Below are 19,058 nucleotides of genomic sequence, written 5' to 3' on the forward strand. Positions count from 1 at the left end.
GGACACACTCTTCCTGTTCGGGTCTGCCGATGAAAATCGAATCTTCCAACGATGTGCAACCGATCCAGCACCTGGATCAGCCGGGTCTTCGAGATGCTCACGCGCCGTCTGCCCCTGCGGGAGGCAATGAGTCGATTCCGATCTTTGGCCAGGCGTTGGCGGATACCGCGCGGGAGTTGAGCAGGCGGTCGAACGGCGTGCAAATTCCGGCTGTCCAGCATATTGCCCAGCTGTATGACCAGCTGGGGCACCCGGCCAACGCGTCACTGGCCTCTGTTTCCCGACGCATTTGGGCAGAATTGCTGAAGCAGCAATTGAGCGTCGGCAAATTGATCGACCTCACCGACGGGGATCCGGCGCGTGCATTCGTGGTGCTCAAGCATGTGATCGAACAGGCGGATGCGCAGGTGCACACCGCCGAGACCAAAATGGCGCGGACGATCCTCGCCGATCTGGAGAAAGGCTTCAAAGGCGAAATCCAGGCGGGCCTCAACATTGCTGTGGCGTTGCTGGCTGCCACCGATGACCCGAAGGAGCGTCAGGCGATGCGCGAGTTGTATTACAACAGCGTGGTCAATCGCCAATCCCTGACCGTGATGTTGCATGCGCTGCTGGACGCATATGGTGGCGAGCGGTTCCTGAACGGCTTGAATGTGATGCGCGGGGCATTGGCCGACGACATGGCCGCCCGCGCCTCTTCGATTTCCCCGGCGGCGTTGCGCTCGCTGTTGAAGGGATTGGGAAGTTGCAGTCAATTGGGCGGCGTATTTTCCAGTTGCCAGGCCCTGGTCCAGCGTTTGAATGACGAGTTTGACCCCGTCACTCTGCTCAAGCGCTTGTTGGCCTGTACCAGCACCGGCCTCGGTGGGAACGAAATCCCGGACCTGCTGAGTGAGCTTCGATGCGAGCAACCTTCGCAGAGGCTGATGGTCCTCAATAGTCTTTACCCTGCTTTCCGACAGTTGCCCCTGGCTGTTTGGCCAGATGAGGGCGTGCGTAAGGACAGCGTGAAACTCCTGCTGATGGTCATGGACCAACTGACCCAGAGCGAGCGCTTGGAGAACCCGCGTTTCGGCGCAGGGGCGCTGGCGTGACCGTGCTGTCGACCATCAATGCAGTGCTGCTCAAAGTGGCACAGCGCGCCGAAGTCTTGGGCGCCGTGGTGGTCATGGCGATCGTTTTCATTTTTATCGTACCGTTGCCCACCTGGCTGGTGGATATCCTGATCGCGCTCAACATCTGCATCTCCTGCCTGTTGATCGTGCTGGCTTTGTACCTGCCCGGGCCGCTGGCTTTCTCGTCGTTTCCGTCGATTCTGCTGTTGACCACCATGTTTCGCCTGGCGCTTTCGATTGCGACCACGCGCCTGATCCTGCTGGAGCAAGACGCGGGTGATATCGTCGAAGCATTTGGCAATTTCGTGGTGGGTGGCAATCTGGCGGTAGGGATGGTGATCTTTCTGATCCTCACCCTGGTCAACTTTCTGGTGATTACCAAGGGCTCGGAGCGGGTCGCGGAAGTCGCGGCGCGTTTCAGCCTCGATGCGATGCCCGGCAAGCAGATGTCCATCGACAGCGACTTGCGTGCCGGCCTGATCGACGGCATTCAGGCGCGGGACAAGCGTGAGCAATTGTCTCGGGAAAGCCAGTTGTTCGGGGCTATGGACGGGGCCATGAAATTCGTCAAAGGGGATGCCATCGCCGGCTTGATCATTGTGGTGGTCAACCTGCTGGGCGGCTTCTCCACGGGCATGTTCCAGCACGGCCTGAGCGCTGGCGAGTCTATGGCCTTGTACTCGGTACTGACCATCGGCGATGGCTTGATTGCCCAGATTCCGGCGCTGCTGATTTCCCTGACTGCGGGCATGATCATTACCCGCGTGGCGCCGGATGGGCGCAAGGGCATTACCAACATGGGCGCCGAAATCGCCCGGCAAATGACCAGTGAGCCCAAGAGCTGGATCATCGCCTCAGTGGGCATGCTCGCGTTTGCCGTCGTGCCCGGCATGCCGACCGGGGTGTTTATCTTTATCTCGCTGATCACCGGTACGCTGGGGTATTACCTGGTGCGCCAACGTCAGCGCCAGGAGCGCCCGGCAAACGAGGCTTCCGAGGCGGTTCGTCCCGAGGAGAACGGTAGCGAAGATTTGCGCGGGTTCGATCCGTCGCGGCCTTATCTGTTGCAGTTTTCGCCGGTGTTGCGAGGCACCCCCGAGGTGACTGACCTGATTCACGGGATCCGCCAGTCCCGTAACGCGCTAGTGGCCAACATTGGTCTGACGCTACCCCCGTTCGAGGTCGAGCTCGACGCTGCGCTGGCGGATGATGAAATGCGTTTTTGCGTCCATGAGGTGCCGATGGTGAAAGCCTCGGTCGTTTCTCGGGTGGCCGTGGACCGTAACGCGTTCACCGTCGTACCCGAACACGGCGTGCCTGGGCTGGCGGAACGTGACGAGCAGGGCTGGCTCTGGCTGGCGCCGGATGATCCACTGCTCGATGACCCGCAGTTGGAGCGCTTCACTGCAACGGACCTGATACTCCAACGCATGAAGCAGGCCATGATGCTCAGTGGGCCGCAGTTCCTGGGTATCCAGGAAAGCAAATCGATCCTCAGTTGGCTGGAGCATAACCAGCCGGAACTCGTTCAGGAGCTGCAGCGCATCATGCCTCTCTCGAGGTTCTCGGCGGTGTTGCAACGCCTGGCGAGTGAAGGCGTTCCACTGCGTGCCGTGCGCCTGATCGTGGAGTCGCTGATCGAGTTTGGCCAGCATGAGCGCGAACCCGAGGCACTGGCTGATTACGCGCGTATCGCCCTCAAAGCGCAGATCATGCATCAGTACAGTGAAGCGGATGGCCTGCATGCCTGGTTGCTCTCGCCTCAAACCGAAAGCACGTTGCGTGACGCGCTGCGCCAGACCCAGACCGGTGTCTTCTTTGCGCTCGACGACGAGCACAGCTCAGCCCTGATCAACCTGCTCAACCAGGCTTTTACCGTTCGGCCCAAACTCAAAAGTGTGATGCTGGTCGCCCAGGACTTGCGCAGCCCGCTGCGGACATTGCTGCTCGAAGAATTCAACTACGTGCCGGTGCTGTCGTTCGCGGAGCTGGGAAGCAGCTCCAAGGTAAAAGTACTGGGGCGTTTTGACCTTGCTCAGGTTGATTTGATGCGTGGGGCACAGGCATGAGCCGGTGGGTATTTACTAATCGATCGAGGCGCCGGTGATGTTTGAACTGCGTGTTTTGGACGGTTTGTGTCAAGGGGCTGCACTGCCGCTGTTCGGTGAGCAGTGGAGCATCGGTGCCCATGCCGATGCCGACCTAATGCTCAATGATCCTGGTGTTGCCCAGCAGCATGCTCGGCTGCTGCTGGTCGGAGCGAACTGGTCGGTACAGGCTGAAGCGGGGCTGTTGCAAGGCGCCGATGGGCAGGTTTTGGCGCAGATTGCTAGCCTGGCACCGAACGCTGTGTTTTGCGTGGGGTGTGTACGGCTCTGTGTCACCTTGGCTGATGAGCCTTGGCCGCCGGCACCTACCCAGGCTCCCGTGGCGTCAGCTCCTGCCACTGAGCCGACGCCAACCCTCAATTTATCGTCCATTTCCCCTCCACAACAAAAGCGCCTGATTACTGTGGTGCTGGTGATAACGGTGATCTTCATTCTGGTGGGCATGGCCTCTACAGGGGAGCCCGAGGCCCAGGCTTCCCTGATGCCGCAGGCCGTCCAGAAACGTGAACTGGCCTCGCCGTTTGAAGTGCGCGAGCAGTTGTTGAAGATGCTGGGCGAGCGTGAGCTGGGCCAGCGCGTTTCCCTGCAAGTCATCAATGGCCAGGTGACGCTCAGTGGGGATGTCTCCCAAGACGATGTGGACCTGGTGGCACGGATGCTCAGCCGTTTTGGAGAACAGTTCGAAAGCGCTGTACCGGTACTCAGTCGTGTACGTGCGCGCGACAGCGCGTTGCCCTTCAAGATCGTTCAGATCGTCGGCGGGCCGAATGGCCATGTGGTTCTGGAAGAGGGGACCCGGTTGTTCGTGGGCGATGAGGTGGAAGGACTGCGCCTGGTGTCGATCGATAACAGCAAAGTGATATTTGACGGTGCTCAGCGGTATGAGGTGCGCTGGTGAGCCTGGAACTGCAAGCGCGTCTAGAGGCCTGGCAGCAACGCCAGGCTCAGTCACTGGCGGCTTTTGCGCCGGTGACGATGCGCGGTCGCATCCAGCGCGTCAATGGCATGCTACTGCAGTGCCGTCTGCCCCTGGCGCGTATTGGAGACTTGTGCCAGGTCGAGAAAACCCCGGGTGATTGCATGCTCGCCGAGATCATTGGCTTCGATCAGCAGGATGCGGTGCTCAGTGCCCTGGGTAACCTGGAAGGCGTGCGGGTGGGGGCCAGCGTTGAACGCCTGGGTGTGGCGCATCGGGTAAAGGTCAGCGACGCGTTGCTGGGCCAGGTGTTGGACGGTTTCGGCCGGCCCATCACGGGGGAGGGCGCCAGTGCCTTTGTCGAGACGGACTTGCCGGATACGAGTGCAGTGCTGTGTGAAGCTCCGTTGCCCACTGAACGTCCGAGGATCCACCGCGCGCTGGCCACCGGAGTCCGTTCGATCGATGGCTTGTTGACGTTGGGTGAAGGCCAGCGTGTCGGGCTGTTTGCCGGGGCGGGTTGCGGGAAGACCACCTTGCTGGCCGAAATCGCCCGTAACGTTGAGTGCGATGTGATCGTGTTCGGCCTGATCGGTGAACGGGGCCGTGAGTTGCGTGAGTTTCTGGACCATGAGTTGGATGAGCAACTGCGTGCCAAAGCGGTATTGGTGTGCGCTACCTCCGATCGCTCAAGCATGGAGCGTGCGCGTGCGGCATTCACCGCTACGGCCCTGGCCGAAGGTTTTCGACGCAAGGGGCTGCGGGTGTTGCTGCTGATCGACTCACTGACCCGTTTCGCCAGGGCGCAGCGTGAAATCGGTCTGGCGGCGGGTGAACCGTTGGGCCGCGGTGGTCTTCCGCCGTCGGTCTACAGCCTGTTACCCCGTTTAGTGGAGCGCGCCGGGTTGACCCATGAGGGGGTGATCACGGCGATCTACACGGTACTGATCGAACAGGACTCCATGAACGATCCGGTCGCTGATGAGGTTCGCTCACTGCTGGATGGTCATATCGTGTTGTCTCGCAAGTTGGCCGAGCGCGGGCACTATCCGGCAGTGGACGTGCTGGCGAGCTTGTCGCGAATCTTGAGTAACGTTGTCTCACCGGCGGACATTCGCGCCGGCACCGCATTGCGACGCTTGTTGTCGGCTTACCAGCAGATCGAGTTGATGCTCAAGCTGGGGGAATACCAGCCTGGCACTGATGCCCTGACCGACCTGGCGGTGGACAGCCGCCAGGCGGTCGATGCTTTTCTGCGCCAGGACTTGCGTGAGCCCACGCCCATGGCGATGACGCTGGAGCACATTCAGGAGCTGACCGCACATGTCCCATTCTGACGTGCTGCCAGGCGATGTGGAGACACTGCGACGTCTGCGCAGGCACCGGGCAGACCGGGCCGAACGTAGTCTGCGTGAGGCGAAGCGAGCCCAGCAAACGCTGCTTGCCCATATAGAGCAGGCCAGCGGCACGCTTGAAGAAAGCCGGCAGGACGAGGCTCGGGAAAGTGCTCAGCTGCTCAGCCAATACCAGGGCCAGGTGATGACCTTACAAGCCCTGAAAACCTGGGGCGCGCAGGAGCGCGTTTTATCGGCCAATACCCGTCGAGACAAAGCCCGGCTGGAAGCGTTGCAAAGCCAGCAGGAAGAAAAGGCAACCCGCGTTGGCAGCGCCCAAAAACAGGTCACCGAGTGCCTGCGGCAGGTTGAAAAACTCCAGGAGCTGTCCCTTTTACTGGCGCAGGAGCCAACGTGAAACAGATTTCCAATAAGCCCACTGAGTACCCACGGCTACGTGAAATACGCGAGGACCGTGAGCCCATCGGCGCCGGTGTTGTGCCTTGGGAGCAAGGGCGATTATTCGCCCAGCTGTTTGCGGGCCTGGACGATGGCGCAGGGAGGGGACCCTCTCTGCTGAAGGCGAAACCGATTGCCGATGCCACCTTGATTGGCGCCCTCACAGACCTATTGCTCCCTCGTATGCAAATGGGGGCGCAGTGGCCGCTTCAGGCGGTGTTGTACCTGCCCAGGCTTGGGCGGATCAACGCCAGCGTGCGTCGTGAACAAGGCGCCTGGGCCATTGAGCTGGAACCTGAGCAAGACGCAACGGCACGCTGGCTCAGTGGTGTACGGCAACGATGTGAAGGCCGCTTGGCAGCGGCGCTGGGGCTGCCGGTCAGCCTGCATTTACCTTGCATAAGGTTGACATGATAGTGCCGTCGCTGGTGTTGCCTTGGATTAAGAGCGACATCGTTGCTGCTCGCCGTCGATTGGGCCGTGGCTTGTGCATGCCCTTTCAAGTGGCTGGGCAAGATGGTGAGCTGCGCCTGGAACCCGGGCGGCCGCCCACCGGAGGCGACGTCGTCTGCCTTGAAACCCAGTGTGGTGTGCTCGCGCTTGCGCAGGCCGGACCGCTGCTCAGCTTGCTGGGCGAATGCCCGGTCACGTTGGCCCAGGCGGGTAACGATTCCAATGCCTGGTTTTGGGCGTTATTCCAGCACCACCTGAGCCCGCAGGTACGAACGCTGCTGGGCACCGTGCGACTGCTGGAGGTGGATCGCCCGGTCGGGTTCGGCTGCCAGATCACTGTGAGCCTGGGGGCATCTCGCGTCGTGGGCTACCTGTGGCTTGCTGCCGAAAGCTTCCTGGCGTTACACGCGTCCGGCCCGTGGCGCCCGACTGCAGAGCCGATGACGGCGTCGTTTCAGTTGGCGATTGCCGTGACGCTCGGGCGTTTGCAATTGCCGGTAAGGCAGGCACAAGCGCTACGCACCGGTGATGTGTTGTTGGTTGAGCAGCGCTTTTTTCAGGCCTGCGGGACGGGCTATGTACGCACCGGCAGACGGTGCTTGCGAGGGTGTATTGACGATGCCAATGGCGCGGTGTGCATGACCCTTACTGCTATCGAGGAGACGTCCGTGGACGACAATTTTACTGCTCCCCATTACTCGGGGCATGAGAAGGATGAACCGGTGGTGGATGTATTCGGTGACGAGCCTTTCGATGAGTTGAGCATGGCTCTGACGGTACGCTGCGGAACGCTCAACCTCACCTTGGGTGAGCTGCGCAACCTTGCGCCCGGTGCGGTGCTGGGTATTGCCGGCTACGCCCCGGGCATGGCAGGTCTCTATTATGGCGACCGCTCGATTGCTCAGGGGCAACTGGTGGAAGTTGATGGACGCCTGGGGTTGCAGTTGTCCCGTGTGATGTTCGGTCGATGAATATCCAGGGGCTGGATCCCCTCATTCTTGCGGTGTTTCTGGGGGCGCTTTCGTTGATGCCCCTGTTGTTGATCGTCTGCACATCGTTCTTGAAAATTGTCATTGTGCTGATGATTACCCGCAACGCCATCGGTGTGCAGCAGGTGCCGCCGAGCATGGCCATCAACGGCATCGCGCTTGCGGCAACTCTCTTTATCATGGCTCCAGTGGGCTACGAGATTGCCGAAAGCATCAAGGTCTCGCCCCTGGACATGAGCAATGTGCAAACGTTTTTGCAGACGGGAAGCGAGGCCATCAAACCGCTGCGTGCCTTCATGTTGCGCAATGTGGACCCGGACACGTTGACGCACTTGCTGGACAACACCGCACGTCTTTGGCCTGCGCAAATGGCGCAGGACGTGCGGCGCGAGGACTTGATCCTGCTGGTGCCGGCGTTTGTGTTGTCACAATTGCAAGCGGGATTTGAGATCGGTTTTCTGATCTACATTCCCTTCATCGTAATTGATCTGATTGTCTCCAATCTGCTGCTGGCGCTGGGCATGCAAATGGTCTCGCCGATGACCATTTCACTGCCGCTCAAGTTGCTGTTGTTCGTGCTGGTGTCGGGGTGGTCGCGCTTGCTCGACAGCCTGTTCCTTTCCTACCTCTGAGTGCCCTATGGAACCGATCGTGTTGTTCAAGCAGGGCATGCTGTTGGTGGTCGTCCTGTCGGCGCCGCCGCTGATTGTGGCGGTGGTGGTGGGTGTGCTGACGTCCCTGGTACAGGCGTTGATGCAAATACAGGATCAGACACTGCCCTTTGGTATCAAGTTGGTTGCCGTGGGTATCACGCTGATCCTGACCGGCCGCTGGATTGGGGTCGAGTTGATCCAGTTGATCAACCTGACCTTCGACATGATTGGCCGCTCGGCCCTGAACTGAGGCGTTGCCTGTGCTGCTTTATCTTGAGTACCTGCCCAGCCTGATGATCGGCATGTCGCGCATCTACCCCTGTGCCATTTTGGTGGCAGCGTTCTGCTTTCAACATATCCGCGGCATGCTACGGCACACCATTGTGATGGTCATGGCATTGATGCCTGCGCCGGGTATTCATGCCGTATTGGCGGTCGAGGAATACTCCGCTTTGATGCTTGGTGCATTGGTGCTCAAGGAAGTGGCCCTGGGCCTCCTGTTGGGCGTGCTGCTGTCGATGCCGTTCTGGATGTTCGAATCGGTGGGAGCGCTGCTCGATAACCAGCGTGGAGCCTTGGCGGGGGGGCAGCTTAATCCTTCACTGGGCCCGGATGCGACGCCGATCGGGCACTTGTTCAAGCAGTTGGCGATTTTCCTTCTGATCGTCACGCTAGGACTGGGGACGTTGACTCAGGTGATCTGGGACAGCTACCTGATCTGGCCGCCCACCGTATGGTTTCCGCTGCCGGCACCGAATGGCATGGGCGTATTCGTCGGATTGCTGGGCGACACCTTCACCCACATGATGCTCTACGCCGCGCCTTTTATCGCGGTGCTGCTGTTGCTGGAGTTCGGTATCGCGCTGCTGGGGGTTTACAGCCAGCAGCTACAGGTGAGTACGCTGGCGCCCCCCGTCAAGTGCCTGGCGGGTATCGGCATTTTACTGGTGTACTTTGCGTTGTTGCAGGACCTCATCGTCGGGCGCATGAGCCAACTGGGCGACCTCAGGCATTCGCTGGGGCTGCTCTTCAAGGCGTCACTGCCGTGAGTGATTCAGGGGAAAAGAAGCACCCGGCGTCAGCCAAGAAGCTGCGTGATCAACGCAAGAAAGGCCAAGTCGCCCAAAGTCAGGACGTAGGTAAGTTACTGGTGCTGACGTCGATCAGTGAAATCGCACTGTTCACGGCCGAGAGCAGCCTGCAACGGTTCCAGCAGTTGATGATATTGCCGATCTCGGACCTGAATCAGCCGTTTGCACGGGCTCTGGAGGAGGTGCTGGTTGAAAGCCTGATTGTGTTTTTCTCATTCTCTGTGTTGATGGCAGGGGTGGCGATTGCTGTGAAGCTCATCAGCAGCTGGATGCAGTTCGGATTATTGTTTGCGCCAGAGAGCCTCAAGCCCGACTTCAATCGCCTGAACCCGGTCAGCCAGATCAAGCAGATGTTTTCTGCTCAATCGCTGATGAACCTGTTGATGAGTATCGCCAAGGCGTTTCTGATAGGGATGACTGTGTATTTGGTGGTCTGGCCCTCTTTGGGGGCGTTGATCAACTTGGCCAACAGTGACCTGCAAAGTTACATCCTGGCGTTGATCGTGCTGTTTCGGCACTTGCTGCATGCCTGCCTCGGCCTGTTGTTGATACTGGCGCTTATCGACCTGATGATGGTGAGGCATTTTTTTGCCAAGCGCATGCGCATGACCCAGGTTGAGGTCGTCAAAGAGTACAAGGATATGGAGGGCGACCCGCATGTGAAGGGCCAGCGCCGCGCATTGGCGCAGCAATTGGCCCAGGAAGAACCGAAGGTAAAGCTGCCCAAGCTGGAGGAGGCGGACATGCTGGTGGTCAACCCGACGCACTATGCGGTCGCCTTGTATTACCGCCCTGGTAAAACACCGCTGCCGCTGCTGGTGAGCAAGGGCACGGACGACGAGGCTCGCAGGCTGATCGATCGTGCCAAGGCCGCTGAGGTACCAGTGATCCAGTGTATATGGCTGGCGCGCACGATCTATACAAAAGAGTTGGGTGCGAGCATTCCCCGCGAAACCTTGCAGGCGGTGGCGCTGATCTATCGCACCTTGCGTGAGCTGGACGATGAGGCCAAGCGTGAGACGCTGGAAATCCCCGAGCTTGATCAGCGCTGACCTGGGCGCCATGGGCATCCAGATAGGCAAAACAGCCATCGAATGCCAAGGGGCGAAACGCTGCTCCAACACGCGTTGTGATTACCCGGTTTGCAAGGCTGCGCGAGAGGCGTGAGGTGCACACACCGTGATAGCGGGAGCGAGTGACAGGTGAGCGGCCGCGCCGCTCACCCGATTTTTCAAGATTACCTGGCGTTGATCATCGGGCATTGGCGAGCGCTCAGCGCTCCAGCGAGATGGTCTGGTAGTCCGCCCGCTCACCACTGGGGCCGGGTTCGACGCGCATCTGTGGCGGCCACCAGATCACCATTTGGTCCTTGGTCGATTGTGGGCGTGAGCAGGAGTCGCCCTTGCACGTGGGGGTACAACCTGTGACGAACAACGCTGCACTGATCAGTGTGATGCACAACAAGCGGCGATTCATGGCTTGGCCTTCTGAGCTGGAGTGATCAAGGAAGGGCGGGGTACGCTGAGGTGTTCGTCCTTTACCACCGGGCGCATCGCGATAAAGACTTCGGCTTCCTCACCGGGCTTGAGCCAGGCACGCGGCCACGCGCTGACTGCCAGTGTCTGCGAGTTGCTGCATTCTTTTTCGTCTATACGCACATTGCGGTTGAACTGGTTACGCAGCACCACGACTGCCACGTTGTACTCGGGGCCGGCATACCATTGGCTGCGATTTTCGTTCAGCGCCAGCAATTCGCGCGTGTTGCATAATGTCCGCAGCCCTAGTGGCATCGGTGCCGCTTTGAAGGCCTGGGGGACTTGCCCGCTGACCAGGTGCGCCAGGGTGCTGATAACGTCGTTGCGATTGATCACCGGCTGGTGAGGGCTGTAGCGCCTGGCGAGCGGTGTGAGCGCCGCTTGCAGATCGGCTTGGTCGGCCTGGGGCAAATAGCGCGAGGGGTCGGACTGGTCGCCGATGACGCGCGGGGTGAGGATAAACAGGCGCTCACGTCGATTGTTCTGTCGTTCGGTCGAGGAAAACAACGCCTTGCCCAGCAGCGGAATGTCCCCCAGCAGAGGCACCTTGTTCTGCTTGTCGGTGCTTTCGGTGACATGGAATCCACCCACCACCAGCGAGCGTTTTTCGGCTATTACTGCCTGGGTGCTGACCTTGCCTCGGCGCACATCCAGCTGGCCTGGCGTGGGGTTGGTCTCGTCGAAATTCCCATCTTCAATATCCACCGCCAAGTGGATCTGGTGACCACCGCGACTGGTGATGACACGCGGTACGACCTGGAAGCTGGTCCCCACGGTGACCGGCAGAATGGTTGCGTTTTCTCTGCCGGGCGTCAGGTACTGAGTGCGGTTGAAGTCGATGACCGCCGGCTGGTTTTCCAGGGTGAGGACCGAGGGGTTGGAGACCATGGTTGCCAGTCCCTTGGCTTCAAGTGCGCGTATATCCGCGTAGAAGCGATCACGATTTTCAATCGATAACTGAGAGCTGGTGCCGGGGGCCTGGTTGGTGCCGAGGCCACGGAAACGACTGTTCTGGAAACCCCAGTTCACGCCGAACTCGCGTAATTGCGTGCGCTCGATGTCGAGGATAATGGCATCGATCTCTATCAGCTTGCTGGCGACATCGAGCTGAGCGATCAACTCGCGGTACAGGGCTTGGCGCTCCGGCAAATCGTAGATCAGCACCGCGTTGTTGCGCACGTCAGCTTCGACGCGAATCCGGCTGGAGGGGGCTGGTGCGCGTGGGGTGAGCGTGCCGCCTGTCTCCATTTGCGCAGGGTTGCCGTTTACACCAATCATTTGCCCGAGCAGTGGGTTGTTCAGTCGGGGAATGTTTGGCGCAAGGGGGGAGGGTTGTGCAGGGGGCCGTTGGCCAAGCCCCGAAAGGGCCGAGGTGGAGCGGGGCTCCAACAACCCGCGTAAAATGCTAGCAACGCCGGGAATGGCATGCTTTTCACCGCGATATTCCACTTGGCGATCCGTTGCGTTGGCAAACTTCAGCGGGTAGCTGAGCACGCTTTGCTTTTCTTCCGGTGAGCGGCGTTGGCTGCTGAAATGCCTGATCTGTTCGATATAGCTCCTCGGGCCGGAGACCAGGACGACGCCATCTTCGGGGAGTTCGCCCCAGCCGAAGCGGCTGTCGAGCAGGCCAATATCCGTGAGTGCTTTTTTGAGGTCCGCGATGGTTTCGGAAGAAACCTCCAAACGTGCAGATTCCTGTTGATCCAGAGAGCTGATATAGAGCGTGTTGTTGTACAGATACCACTGGAAGCGATGTTCGACCCCCAGCCGATCAAGCAATGACTGTGGGGTGTTGGCGCGAATCTTTCCGTTGACGTTGCCCTCCAGTAGCCCCTCCACTTGCAGTTGCGTGCCAAAGGTCTGCGCAAAGTCTTCGAGCACTTCTCGCAGCGGTTTATGTTGGGCCTCGTAGGCGTAAGCGGTATTTTTCCATTCGGAAGGAATGGCGGCGTAGGTACTGACTACGGGCATCAGCAAGCAGGGCAGTGCGACCAGGCACCGCCATCCCGTTCGTTTTGACGATAAGCGCGTTGAGTCAACGCGCAAGCCTGTGTGCTGGGAGGGGGGGTTAAACATGAGGTGTTCTCTTATTAGTAAGACGGCGAGCGAAGCGAGATAGGTTTGAGGTTCAGGGCCGGCCGAACAGGGCGCGCGGCAGTGGAGCGCCAGGTGCCGCGTTGGTTGAGCAGCGCCTGGAGGCAACCGAAGAGAGTGGCCTGATCGCACGACCCGCGCAGGCTCTGAGCCACTCACCGACCAGCACTTTCGTTTTTACTGGAAACTCTCAAAGGCACTTTTGAGCAGCAAGTGATTCACCCGGTTGTGTTCCAGGTAGGCCATCTGCGTCGTGGCTTTTTTCATGGCCAGTTCGAAGAACTCTGTGTCTGAACCATTGGCTGAAACTTCAGCGATATTCGCTGTGTAGGCCTTATGGGCGACGTCGCTGTTCCTTAACAACTGGCGAGACAGATCATTAAAAAAATCCATGGTTTTTCCTTCATGCCGATGGGTTTGAATGCGCGATAGCTCCGCTTGCAAGACGTTATGAAAACGCTGGCTCGCGTACTTTCAGGTCGTAATCCAAGTACTCTTTACTGGTGTTGAAGAACGCTTCGAGCAGTGAGTTCCAACTGATTCGGAAGTCGCCCTCGTCGGTTTGCAAAACGAGTGTCTGAGGCCGGACTGCTTCGTCGGTGTGAAGCTTCCAATACGTGGCATTGCGAAGGCTGAGGCACTGTTTGATCTCTTCAACGTCATGGGGATGACACAGCAGCGTCGCGTTGATTTCCTGGACTTGGCTGGCCAGTAGTTGCTTGAGCAAGGCTGCCAGCCTTTGAGGAGGCGCGATGTCGTCAAGCAGGCTGCGCATCGCTTGCTGGGTGATGCGGGTCGCATAGTGTTCGAGGCTGTCACACATCGCCTGACGGTCGAGTTCCCACTGCTTGAGTTGGGTATCTGCGCGCTGCCAGATCTGCAGCGAGGCCTCTTGCTGCAGCGCTTCACATTTTCTTTCGGCCTGGCTTATCAGCTCGCCGGCCTGGGCACTGGCGTGGCGTAAAATATGGTTGGCCTGGTCCCAGTCCTTAAGCTCTTCACGGAGGATCAGGTTGCGTGGCAAACCAGAGGCGCCGCTGGGCAATTCAAGGGAGTGTCGGCATAGCATCGGCGTTCTCCTTACACGTTCGAGCCGAGGGGGATGGCGTCGGTTGCCGTTGTCGTCACCCGCCAGACGACGGCTTGCCAGAGTGTGTTCAGTTGGCTGGTTGCTCCCTCGACGGAGATTTTTTTTTTTCTGCTTCTTGCACGCGCCCACGGGGAAAGCGCAATCGCAGGCGTTGCCAGGTGGAGGTCGCTACCCAGCTGTAGAGCAATTGCAACGGGTCGGCATCGCGCAGTGGCAGCGCAGGAGGCAGGGCCTTGGAAAGTCGTGTGCACCACAGCTGATGACTGTCGCTCAAGGCTGACGAGGCTTGCGGGTTGAAGGTGTCGTGAACCAGTGTCAGCGCCAAATCGAGTTGTTCCGTGGAGGCGAGGGCCAGGCGGAGCACGGTGGTGTGAGGCTCCGGAGGCAGGCAGGCGACAACACCGTGGAGCGTGCAGGAGGCCCATCCCCCGCTACAGTGGAGCGCATCCATCGCACGATGAGCGTCATCTCGCCAGTCTTCGTGGGCGTACTTCCAGGGGAACGCCCACCATTGGGCCCAGGCCAAATGCTCGCTCGCCGACTGATCGATGCTAGGCGTCATGGGCAGGGCCGATTGATTCGCCAGCTACAGGCCTCCCTTGCCGCGCACGCTGGCGTCGTGCAAACAGGAATGATGCCGCGAGGGTGACGGCCACTAGGCTGAGCAGAAAAAGGGTTACGCTGGTTCGCCAGAACGGGAGGTCATCGTTGGGCACCAGGAACGGGCCGAAGTAAGTCAGGCGTTGCTGTTCCTGATAAGCAGTGGCGGTCACGAAAATCACGCTTAGCTTTTGCGGGTTGTCCACCGCAGCGGTCATGCCCGGGATACTGCTCGCGACCATCCTGCGTACGCGGGCACGGATGTTATCGGGGTCCAGGCGCGGGTCATGTTTGATGAATACCGACGCGGACGCGGGTTGGACCGGTTCACCCGGTGCTATACGTTCCGGCAGCACCACGTGCACACGCGCAACGATCACACCGTCAATATTGGACAGGGTGGCCTCAAGCTCTTGGGACAGGGCATAGATGTAGCGCGCGCGCTCTTCCAGCGGCGTGGAAATGACGCCCTCCTTGCGAAACGTGTCACCCAGTGTAGTGCGTGCCGCTCGAGGCAATCCGGCGGCTTCCAGCGTGCGTACGGCGCGCCCGATGTCGACGGCATTGACGGCGACGGTGACGCCATCCTTGGCCGGGATTTTCTGCGCGCGAATGTGTTTGTCGGCCAACTCTGCGATGACCTCATTGGCCTCTTGCTCGGAAAGTTGGCGATGAAGTTCGACACGATCGCTGCAGCCACCCAACATCAGTGCAGCCGCCAGGAGTAACACGACAGGCAGGAAATTATTCATGGCCATTATTGCAAGTTGCAGATTTTGTCGAGGCATTGAGTGGCTTTGCCCAGGCTTTTTACCAGCAGTTGGGAGGTCAGTACGACGTTGGATAGTTCACGTGGGTACTGCTTGAAATCGTCTGGATCGGAGCCTTTGTTGGTTGACTTGAGTGCGTGCGCAAGACGGGTTTCCAAGGCCTTGACGTGTTGTCCGGCCTCTGTCAGCAGCGAAGGTCCTGGAGGATTGTCTACCCGAGTGGTAGTCGCTCCTGAGCGGTTCAGCGATGCGGTGAAAAAGTCGACGTCTGTATTGGACGCTGAATGACTTGGTGTGTTAACGGCTTCTTCAAGGCCGTTTTGTCGCACTGAAAAGTCAAGTTTTTCTATCTTCATGTAAAGCCTGCTATGTCGATATTTGACGCAGCCTGCCTGGGGCGGCTGATATAAAAAGTTGCTATTTCAGCGAACAAGAAAGCCATCCCCGACGGATAAATCGGGGAGGCGGTTGTATTAGCGAACTTCTTTAGCTGCCGCATATTTGTTGGTGATTTGTTTAGCTTTCAGGCTCAGCTCGAAACCCTCCCGAGCAATGGCCTCCGCTTTATCCAGCAGATCATCACTGCTATTTCCTGTGCCAGGTTTTGTTCCAGAGCCGGGCAGGAAGCTGTTGGTATTGAGGGGGGATAAACCTTGAATGGACATAATAAACTCCAGCTGCAATGTTTGAAGGGGATACACGTTCGCCGTCGGCCAAGCCATATTTATGCCTTGGCATTTCAATAACGCCTTGAGCCTGGCTCCAGTTGTGTGGTGTTTAGCAACAAGGCGTTCCAAATGTTTCAGTGGCAGATGTTTCTAAATGTTTGAAAGCGCATTAAGCCAGGGATATATCCAGCTGTTTCATTCTGTAGTAAAGCGTGCGCTTGGCCACGCTTAGCTCCGCTGCGGCGCTATCGACACAGTAATCGTGGCGTAGCAACGACTCTTCGATCAGTGCCTTTTCCAGCTGCCGCAGGCGTTCTTTCAGGCTCATCACGGATTCCTGCCTGACGTTCAAGGAGGTGGAGAGTAGCGGTAAGCCCAGGACGAAGCGTTTGGCTGTCGAACGCAGTTCGCGAACGTTGCCCTGCCAGGGATGGCTTAGCAATTGCTGCAGCAGTCCGCTAGGCGGCGGCGGGGCCGAACAACCGAAATGGGCAGCTTCTTGCCGGATCATTTCCAGGAATAACGGAATGATGCGTTCGCGCCGGTCCCGCAAGGCCGGGAGTTGGATGTTGACGACATTCAGGCGAAAGTACAGATCGCGCCTGAAGGTGCCTTGTTCGACCATCGTGTGCAACGAGTGTTGGGCCGATGCAATGACTCGCATATCGACGGGGATAAAGCGGGTTGAGCCCAGGCGCTCTACGCCGCGGGATTCCAGCACCCGCAATAGCTTGGCTTGCAGAGTTAGCGGCATGCTGTCGATTTCATCAAGGTACAGTGTCCCCAGATGAGCAGCTTCCACAAAACCGGCCCGTGATTGCATCGCACCGGTAAAGGCGCCGCTGTTGACGCCGAACAGTTGGCTTTCCGCAAGGCTTTCCGGGATGGCTGCGCAATTCACAGCAATGAAGCTACCGCGCCGTCCCGACAAATGATGGACTCGTTGCGCCAAGGTGTCCTTGCCGGTACCGGTCTCGCCCATCAAGAGGATGTCAATATTAAGGGCGGCAGTAGTATTGATGGTTTCTTCAATTTCAGATCCTTCAATAAAGAGTGGATCTACTGGCGTGTCTATTTGAAACAAGGCCGACATAGTGCGGGTGCTCCACTGTCGCTGTCACTTCATTGTTGGCCTGATGCTCTGTCAATATCAGCCGATAAAGGTAACTTACCAAGTTTCTCGTTGAGGTTGTAAGAGAGGAATGAGCAGTATTCTGTAAGAAAAGTAAGAGTTATTCCCGGAGGGATGAGATGCATATGTAAGAGGGGCGTAAAAAGCGCGGAAGAAAACAGGATTAATCTGAAGTGTTGGACGTAATGACTGCGATAAAAGTTATTTGCGGGGCGAGCGCCCACAAAAAAGCCGATGCAATGCATCGGCTTATTGTTTGCGGAAAACCGCGGAAGGCACTTATACGTTGAAGCGGAAGTGCATTACATCGCCATCTTTAACGATGTAGTCCTTACCTTCCAAGCGCCATTTACCGGCTTCCTTGGCACCGGCTTCACCCTTGTACTGAATGAAGTCGTTATATGCGATCACTTCGGCACGGATAAAGCCTTTTTCGAAGTCGGTGTGGATTACGCCGGCAGCCTGTGGCGCGGTTGCGCCGACCTTGACGGTCCATGCACGGACTTCTTCCACACCGGCGGTGAAGTAGGTCTGCAGGTTGAGCATTTCGTAACCGGCGCGGATCACACGGTTCAGGCCAGGCTCTTCCAGGCCCAGGGCTTCGAGGAACATGTCCTTTTCTTCGCCGTCTTCGAGCTCGGCGATTTCCGCTTCGATTTTGTTGCACACCGGCACCACGATCGCGCCTTCTTCATCGGCAATGGCCTTGACCACGTCGAGCAGCGGATTGTTCTCGAAGCCGTCTTCGGCCACGTTGGCGATGTACATCACCGGCTTGGTGGTCAGCAGGTGGAAGCCCTTGATCACGGCCTTCTCGTCGGCGCCCATGTTCTTCATCAGGCTGCGCGCAGGCTTGCCTTCGGTGAAATGCGCGATCAGTTGCTCCAGCAGGCCTTTCTGGACCACTGCGTCCTTGTCGCCGCCCTTGGCGTTACGCGCGACTTTCTGCAGTTGTTTTTCGCAGCTGTCGAGGTCGGCGAAGATCAGTTCCAGGTCGATGATCTCGATGTCGCGTTTTGGGTCGACGCTGTTGGAGACGTGAATCACGTTCTCGTCTTCAAAGCAGCGGACCACGTGAGCGATGGCATCGGTCTCACGGATGTTGGCCAGGAACTTGTTGCCCAGGCCTTCACCTTTGGACGCGCCGGCGACCAGGCCTGCGATGTCGACGAATTCCATGGTGGTCGGCAGGATGCGCTTCGGATTGACGATGGCCGCCAGGGCGTCCAGGCGTGGATCCGGCATCGGCACGATACCGCTGTTGGGTTCGATGGTGCAGAAGGGGAAGTTCTCCGCCGCAATACCGGACTTGGTCAGGGCGTTGAACAGGGTGGATTTGCCGACGTTGGGCAGGCCGACGATGCCGCAATTGAATCCCATGGTGTTTCCCCTCGGTAAGAGTCAGGCCTTCTGGCTGTGCAGGTTTTTCATCGCGCGGTTCCATTCACCGGCGAAGATATCCGGCAGCACGCCGAGGGCAAAGTCGATGCTGGCATCGAGTTTTTCCTGTTCGGCGCGTGGCGCACGACCCAGGACGAAATTTGAAACCATACTGGCAACGCCCGGGTGGCCAATGCCAAGCCGCAGACGGTAGAAATTATTCTGATTACCCAGCTGCGCGATGATGTCGCGCAATCCGTTGTGCCCACCATGGCCGCCGCCGAGCTTGAGCTTGGCAACACCGGGTGGCAGGTCGAGTTCGTCATGGGCCACCAGGATTTCTTCAGGCTTTATCCGGAAGAAGCCCGCAAGCGCCGCGACAGCCTGGCCGCTGCGGTTCATGTAGGTGGTGGGAATCAGCAGACGAACATCCTGACCCTGATGCGAGAAGCGTCCGGTCAGGCCAAAATATTTGCGATCGGCCGCAAGGTTCACACCTTGCGCGTGGGCGATACGCTCAACAAAAAGGGCCCCCGCGTTATGCCGGGTCTGTTCGTATTCGGCGCCTGGATTTCCCAGGCCAACGATCAGTTTAATGGCAGTCACGACAGGGGCCCTTCCTTTGGAGTTGTGGATAACATCGCCTGACCTTGGTGCGGCGAAAGTGGACA

Annotated in this window: 22 protein-coding genes; 11 read left to right on the plus strand and 11 right to left on the minus strand. The window is 58.6% G+C overall.

The genetic code is table 11. The features are described from left to right. The first annotated feature begins 29 nt into the window (after window positions 1-29). Genes AC07OV_RS16715 through sctU form a run of 11 tightly spaced genes read left to right on the plus strand, consistent with a single transcriptional unit; the run spans window position 30 to window position 10,170 of the window. Entirely contained in the window at window positions 30-1,094 is a 1,065-nt protein-coding gene (locus tag AC07OV_RS16715) for an HrpJ domain-containing protein (protein WP_495092607.1), read from the plus strand. Beyond that, window positions 1,091-3,184, plus strand: a complete 2,094-nt coding sequence (gene sctV, locus AC07OV_RS16720) for a type III secretion system export apparatus subunit SctV (protein ID WP_494996496.1) — start codon at window positions 1,091-1,093, stop codon at window positions 3,182-3,184. The genes AC07OV_RS16715 and sctV overlap by 4 nt, the downstream gene beginning before the upstream one ends. Before the next feature lie 37 nt (window positions 3,185-3,221). Next, window positions 3,222-4,121, plus strand: a complete 900-nt coding sequence (locus AC07OV_RS16725; RefSeq protein WP_176995213.1) for an FHA domain-containing protein — start codon at window positions 3,222-3,224, stop codon at window positions 4,119-4,121. Next, on the plus strand, window positions 4,118-5,476 hold the full coding sequence (locus tag AC07OV_RS16730) for a FliI/YscN family ATPase (protein WP_494996497.1): 1,359 nt from the start codon (window positions 4,118-4,120) through the stop codon (window positions 5,474-5,476). Before AC07OV_RS16725 ends, AC07OV_RS16730 begins: the two co-directional genes overlap by 4 nt. Continuing rightward, window positions 5,463-5,891 (plus strand): type III secretion system stalk subunit SctO, encoded by a 429-nt coding sequence (sctO, locus tag AC07OV_RS16735; RefSeq protein WP_495092608.1) that lies wholly within the window; start codon window positions 5,463-5,465, stop codon window positions 5,889-5,891. The genes AC07OV_RS16730 and sctO overlap by 14 nt, the downstream gene beginning before the upstream one ends. Then, window positions 5,888-6,346 carry a type III secretion system HrpP C-terminal domain-containing protein gene (locus AC07OV_RS16740; RefSeq protein ID WP_495092609.1) on the plus strand — a complete coding sequence of 153 codons (459 nt, stop codon included), beginning with the start codon at window positions 5,888-5,890 and terminating at the stop codon, window positions 6,344-6,346. Before sctO ends, AC07OV_RS16740 begins: the two co-directional genes overlap by 4 nt. Beyond that, window positions 6,343-7,356: a FliM/FliN family flagellar motor switch protein gene (locus AC07OV_RS16745; protein WP_495092610.1), complete on the plus strand. Its 1,014-nt coding sequence runs from the start codon at window positions 6,343-6,345 to the stop codon at window positions 7,354-7,356. Before AC07OV_RS16740 ends, AC07OV_RS16745 begins: the two co-directional genes overlap by 4 nt. After that, the gene (gene sctR, locus AC07OV_RS16750) at window positions 7,353-8,006 is read left to right on the plus strand and encodes a type III secretion system export apparatus subunit SctR (protein ID WP_494996501.1); all 654 of its coding nucleotides are present in this window, start codon (window positions 7,353-7,355) and stop codon (window positions 8,004-8,006) included. The genes AC07OV_RS16745 and sctR overlap by 4 nt, the downstream gene beginning before the upstream one ends. Window positions 8,007-8,013: 7 nt before the next feature. Then, window positions 8,014-8,277: a type III secretion system export apparatus subunit SctS gene (sctS, locus tag AC07OV_RS16755; RefSeq protein ID WP_032886096.1), complete on the plus strand. Its 264-nt coding sequence runs from the start codon at window positions 8,014-8,016 to the stop codon at window positions 8,275-8,277. Between the two features lie 10 nt (window positions 8,278-8,287). Further along, window positions 8,288-9,076, plus strand: coding sequence for a type III secretion system export apparatus subunit SctT (sctT, locus tag AC07OV_RS16760; protein WP_495092611.1), 789 nt, complete (start codon window positions 8,288-8,290; stop codon window positions 9,074-9,076). Then, on the plus strand, window positions 9,073-10,170 hold the full coding sequence (gene sctU / locus AC07OV_RS16765; protein ID WP_176995207.1) for a type III secretion system export apparatus subunit SctU: 1,098 nt from the start codon (window positions 9,073-9,075) through the stop codon (window positions 10,168-10,170). Before sctT ends, sctU begins: the two co-directional genes overlap by 4 nt. A gap of 220 nt (window positions 10,171-10,390) precedes the next feature. Here the strand turns inward: sctU and hrpT are convergent, their stop codons facing one another. The 11 genes from hrpT to pth form a co-directional block, all read right to left on the minus strand. After that, on the minus strand, window positions 10,391-10,594 hold the full coding sequence (gene hrpT / locus AC07OV_RS16770; protein WP_176995206.1) for an HrpT family type III secretion system protein: 204 nt from the start codon (window positions 10,592-10,594) through the stop codon (window positions 10,391-10,393). Next, window positions 10,591-12,729: a type III secretion system outer membrane ring subunit SctC gene (sctC, locus tag AC07OV_RS16775; RefSeq protein WP_494996503.1), complete on the minus strand. Its 2,139-nt coding sequence runs from the start codon at window positions 12,727-12,729 to the stop codon at window positions 10,591-10,593. Before sctC ends, hrpT begins: the two co-directional genes overlap by 4 nt. A gap of 195 nt (window positions 12,730-12,924) precedes the next feature. Next, window positions 12,925-13,140 carry a hypothetical protein gene (locus AC07OV_RS16780; RefSeq protein WP_176995204.1) on the minus strand — a complete coding sequence of 72 codons (216 nt, stop codon included), beginning with the start codon at window positions 13,138-13,140 and terminating at the stop codon, window positions 12,925-12,927. A 55-nt stretch (window positions 13,141-13,195) separates the two neighbouring features. Continuing rightward, window positions 13,196-13,816 carry a type III secretion system stator protein SctL gene (sctL, locus tag AC07OV_RS16785; protein ID WP_495092612.1) on the minus strand — a complete coding sequence of 207 codons (621 nt, stop codon included), beginning with the start codon at window positions 13,814-13,816 and terminating at the stop codon, window positions 13,196-13,198. 88 nt (window positions 13,817-13,904) lie between these two features. Continuing rightward, window positions 13,905-14,201, minus strand: coding sequence for a hypothetical protein (locus AC07OV_RS16790; RefSeq protein WP_495092613.1), 297 nt, complete (start codon window positions 14,199-14,201; stop codon window positions 13,905-13,907). 187 nt (window positions 14,202-14,388) lie between these two features. Beyond that, window positions 14,389-15,189, minus strand: a complete 801-nt coding sequence (gene sctJ, locus AC07OV_RS16795) for a type III secretion system inner membrane ring lipoprotein SctJ (RefSeq protein ID WP_495092614.1) — start codon at window positions 15,187-15,189, stop codon at window positions 14,389-14,391. A 5-nt stretch (window positions 15,190-15,194) separates the two neighbouring features. Next, window positions 15,195-15,563, minus strand: coding sequence for an EscI/YscI/HrpB family type III secretion system inner rod protein (locus AC07OV_RS16800; protein WP_495092615.1), 369 nt, complete (start codon window positions 15,561-15,563; stop codon window positions 15,195-15,197). Between the two features lie 117 nt (window positions 15,564-15,680). Continuing rightward, a complete protein-coding gene (locus AC07OV_RS16805; protein WP_176995200.1) occupies window positions 15,681-15,872 on the minus strand; it encodes a hypothetical protein in 192 nt (63 codons plus the stop codon). Window positions 15,873-16,044: 172 nt separating this feature from the next. Beyond that, window positions 16,045-16,968, minus strand: a complete 924-nt coding sequence (locus AC07OV_RS16810; protein ID WP_494996507.1) for a sigma 54-interacting transcriptional regulator — start codon at window positions 16,966-16,968, stop codon at window positions 16,045-16,047. A 318-nt stretch (window positions 16,969-17,286) separates the two neighbouring features. Beyond that, window positions 17,287-18,387: a redox-regulated ATPase YchF gene (gene ychF, locus AC07OV_RS16815; RefSeq protein ID WP_176995198.1), complete on the minus strand. Its 1,101-nt coding sequence runs from the start codon at window positions 18,385-18,387 to the stop codon at window positions 17,287-17,289. 21 nt (window positions 18,388-18,408) lie between these two features. Then, window positions 18,409-18,993 carry an aminoacyl-tRNA hydrolase gene (gene pth, locus AC07OV_RS16820; protein ID WP_003171596.1) on the minus strand — a complete coding sequence of 195 codons (585 nt, stop codon included), beginning with the start codon at window positions 18,991-18,993 and terminating at the stop codon, window positions 18,409-18,411. Between the last annotated feature and the right edge of the window lie 65 nt (window positions 18,994-19,058).

It is taken from the genome of Pseudomonas sp. GW821-FHT09A09 (genome assembly GCF_059418405.1).

Excerpts from the sequence above, each read along its gene's own strand:
- AC07OV_RS16805 (WP_176995200.1), bottom strand. The coding sequence starts at position 15,872 with ATGTCCATTCAAGGTTTATCCCCCCTCAATACCAACAGCTTCCTGCCC.
- sctS (WP_032886096.1), top strand. The coding sequence starts at position 8,014 with ATGGAACCGATCGTGTTGTTCAAGCAGGGCATGCTGTTGGTGGTCGTC.
- AC07OV_RS16745 (WP_495092610.1), top strand. The coding sequence starts at position 6,343 with ATGATAGTGCCGTCGCTGGTGTTGCCTTGGATTAAGAGCGACATCGTT.
- ychF (WP_176995198.1), bottom strand. The coding sequence starts at position 18,387 with ATGGGATTCAATTGCGGCATCGTCGGCCTGCCCAACGTCGGCAAATCC.
- AC07OV_RS16800 (WP_495092615.1), bottom strand. The coding sequence starts at position 15,563 with ATGAAGATAGAAAAACTTGACTTTTCAGTGCGACAAAACGGCCTTGAA.
- AC07OV_RS16725 (WP_176995213.1), top strand. The coding sequence starts at position 3,222 with ATGTTTGAACTGCGTGTTTTGGACGGTTTGTGTCAAGGGGCTGCACTG.
- sctC (WP_494996503.1), bottom strand. The coding sequence starts at position 12,729 with ATGTTTAACCCCCCCTCCCAGCACACAGGCTTGCGCGTTGACTCAACG.
- sctJ (WP_495092614.1), bottom strand. The coding sequence starts at position 15,189 with ATGAATAATTTCCTGCCTGTCGTGTTACTCCTGGCGGCTGCACTGATG.
- AC07OV_RS16810 (WP_494996507.1), bottom strand. The coding sequence starts at position 16,968 with ATGTCGGCCTTGTTTCAAATAGACACGCCAGTAGATCCACTCTTTATT.
- AC07OV_RS16715 (WP_495092607.1), top strand. The coding sequence starts at position 30 with ATGAAAATCGAATCTTCCAACGATGTGCAACCGATCCAGCACCTGGAT.
- sctL (WP_495092612.1), bottom strand. The coding sequence starts at position 13,816 with ATGCTATGCCGACACTCCCTTGAATTGCCCAGCGGCGCCTCTGGTTTG.
- sctO (WP_495092608.1), top strand. The coding sequence starts at position 5,463 with ATGTCCCATTCTGACGTGCTGCCAGGCGATGTGGAGACACTGCGACGT.
- hrpT (WP_176995206.1), bottom strand. The coding sequence starts at position 10,594 with ATGAATCGCCGCTTGTTGTGCATCACACTGATCAGTGCAGCGTTGTTC.
- AC07OV_RS16780 (WP_176995204.1), bottom strand. The coding sequence starts at position 13,140 with ATGGATTTTTTTAATGATCTGTCTCGCCAGTTGTTAAGGAACAGCGAC.
- sctR (WP_494996501.1), top strand. The coding sequence starts at position 7,353 with ATGAATATCCAGGGGCTGGATCCCCTCATTCTTGCGGTGTTTCTGGGG.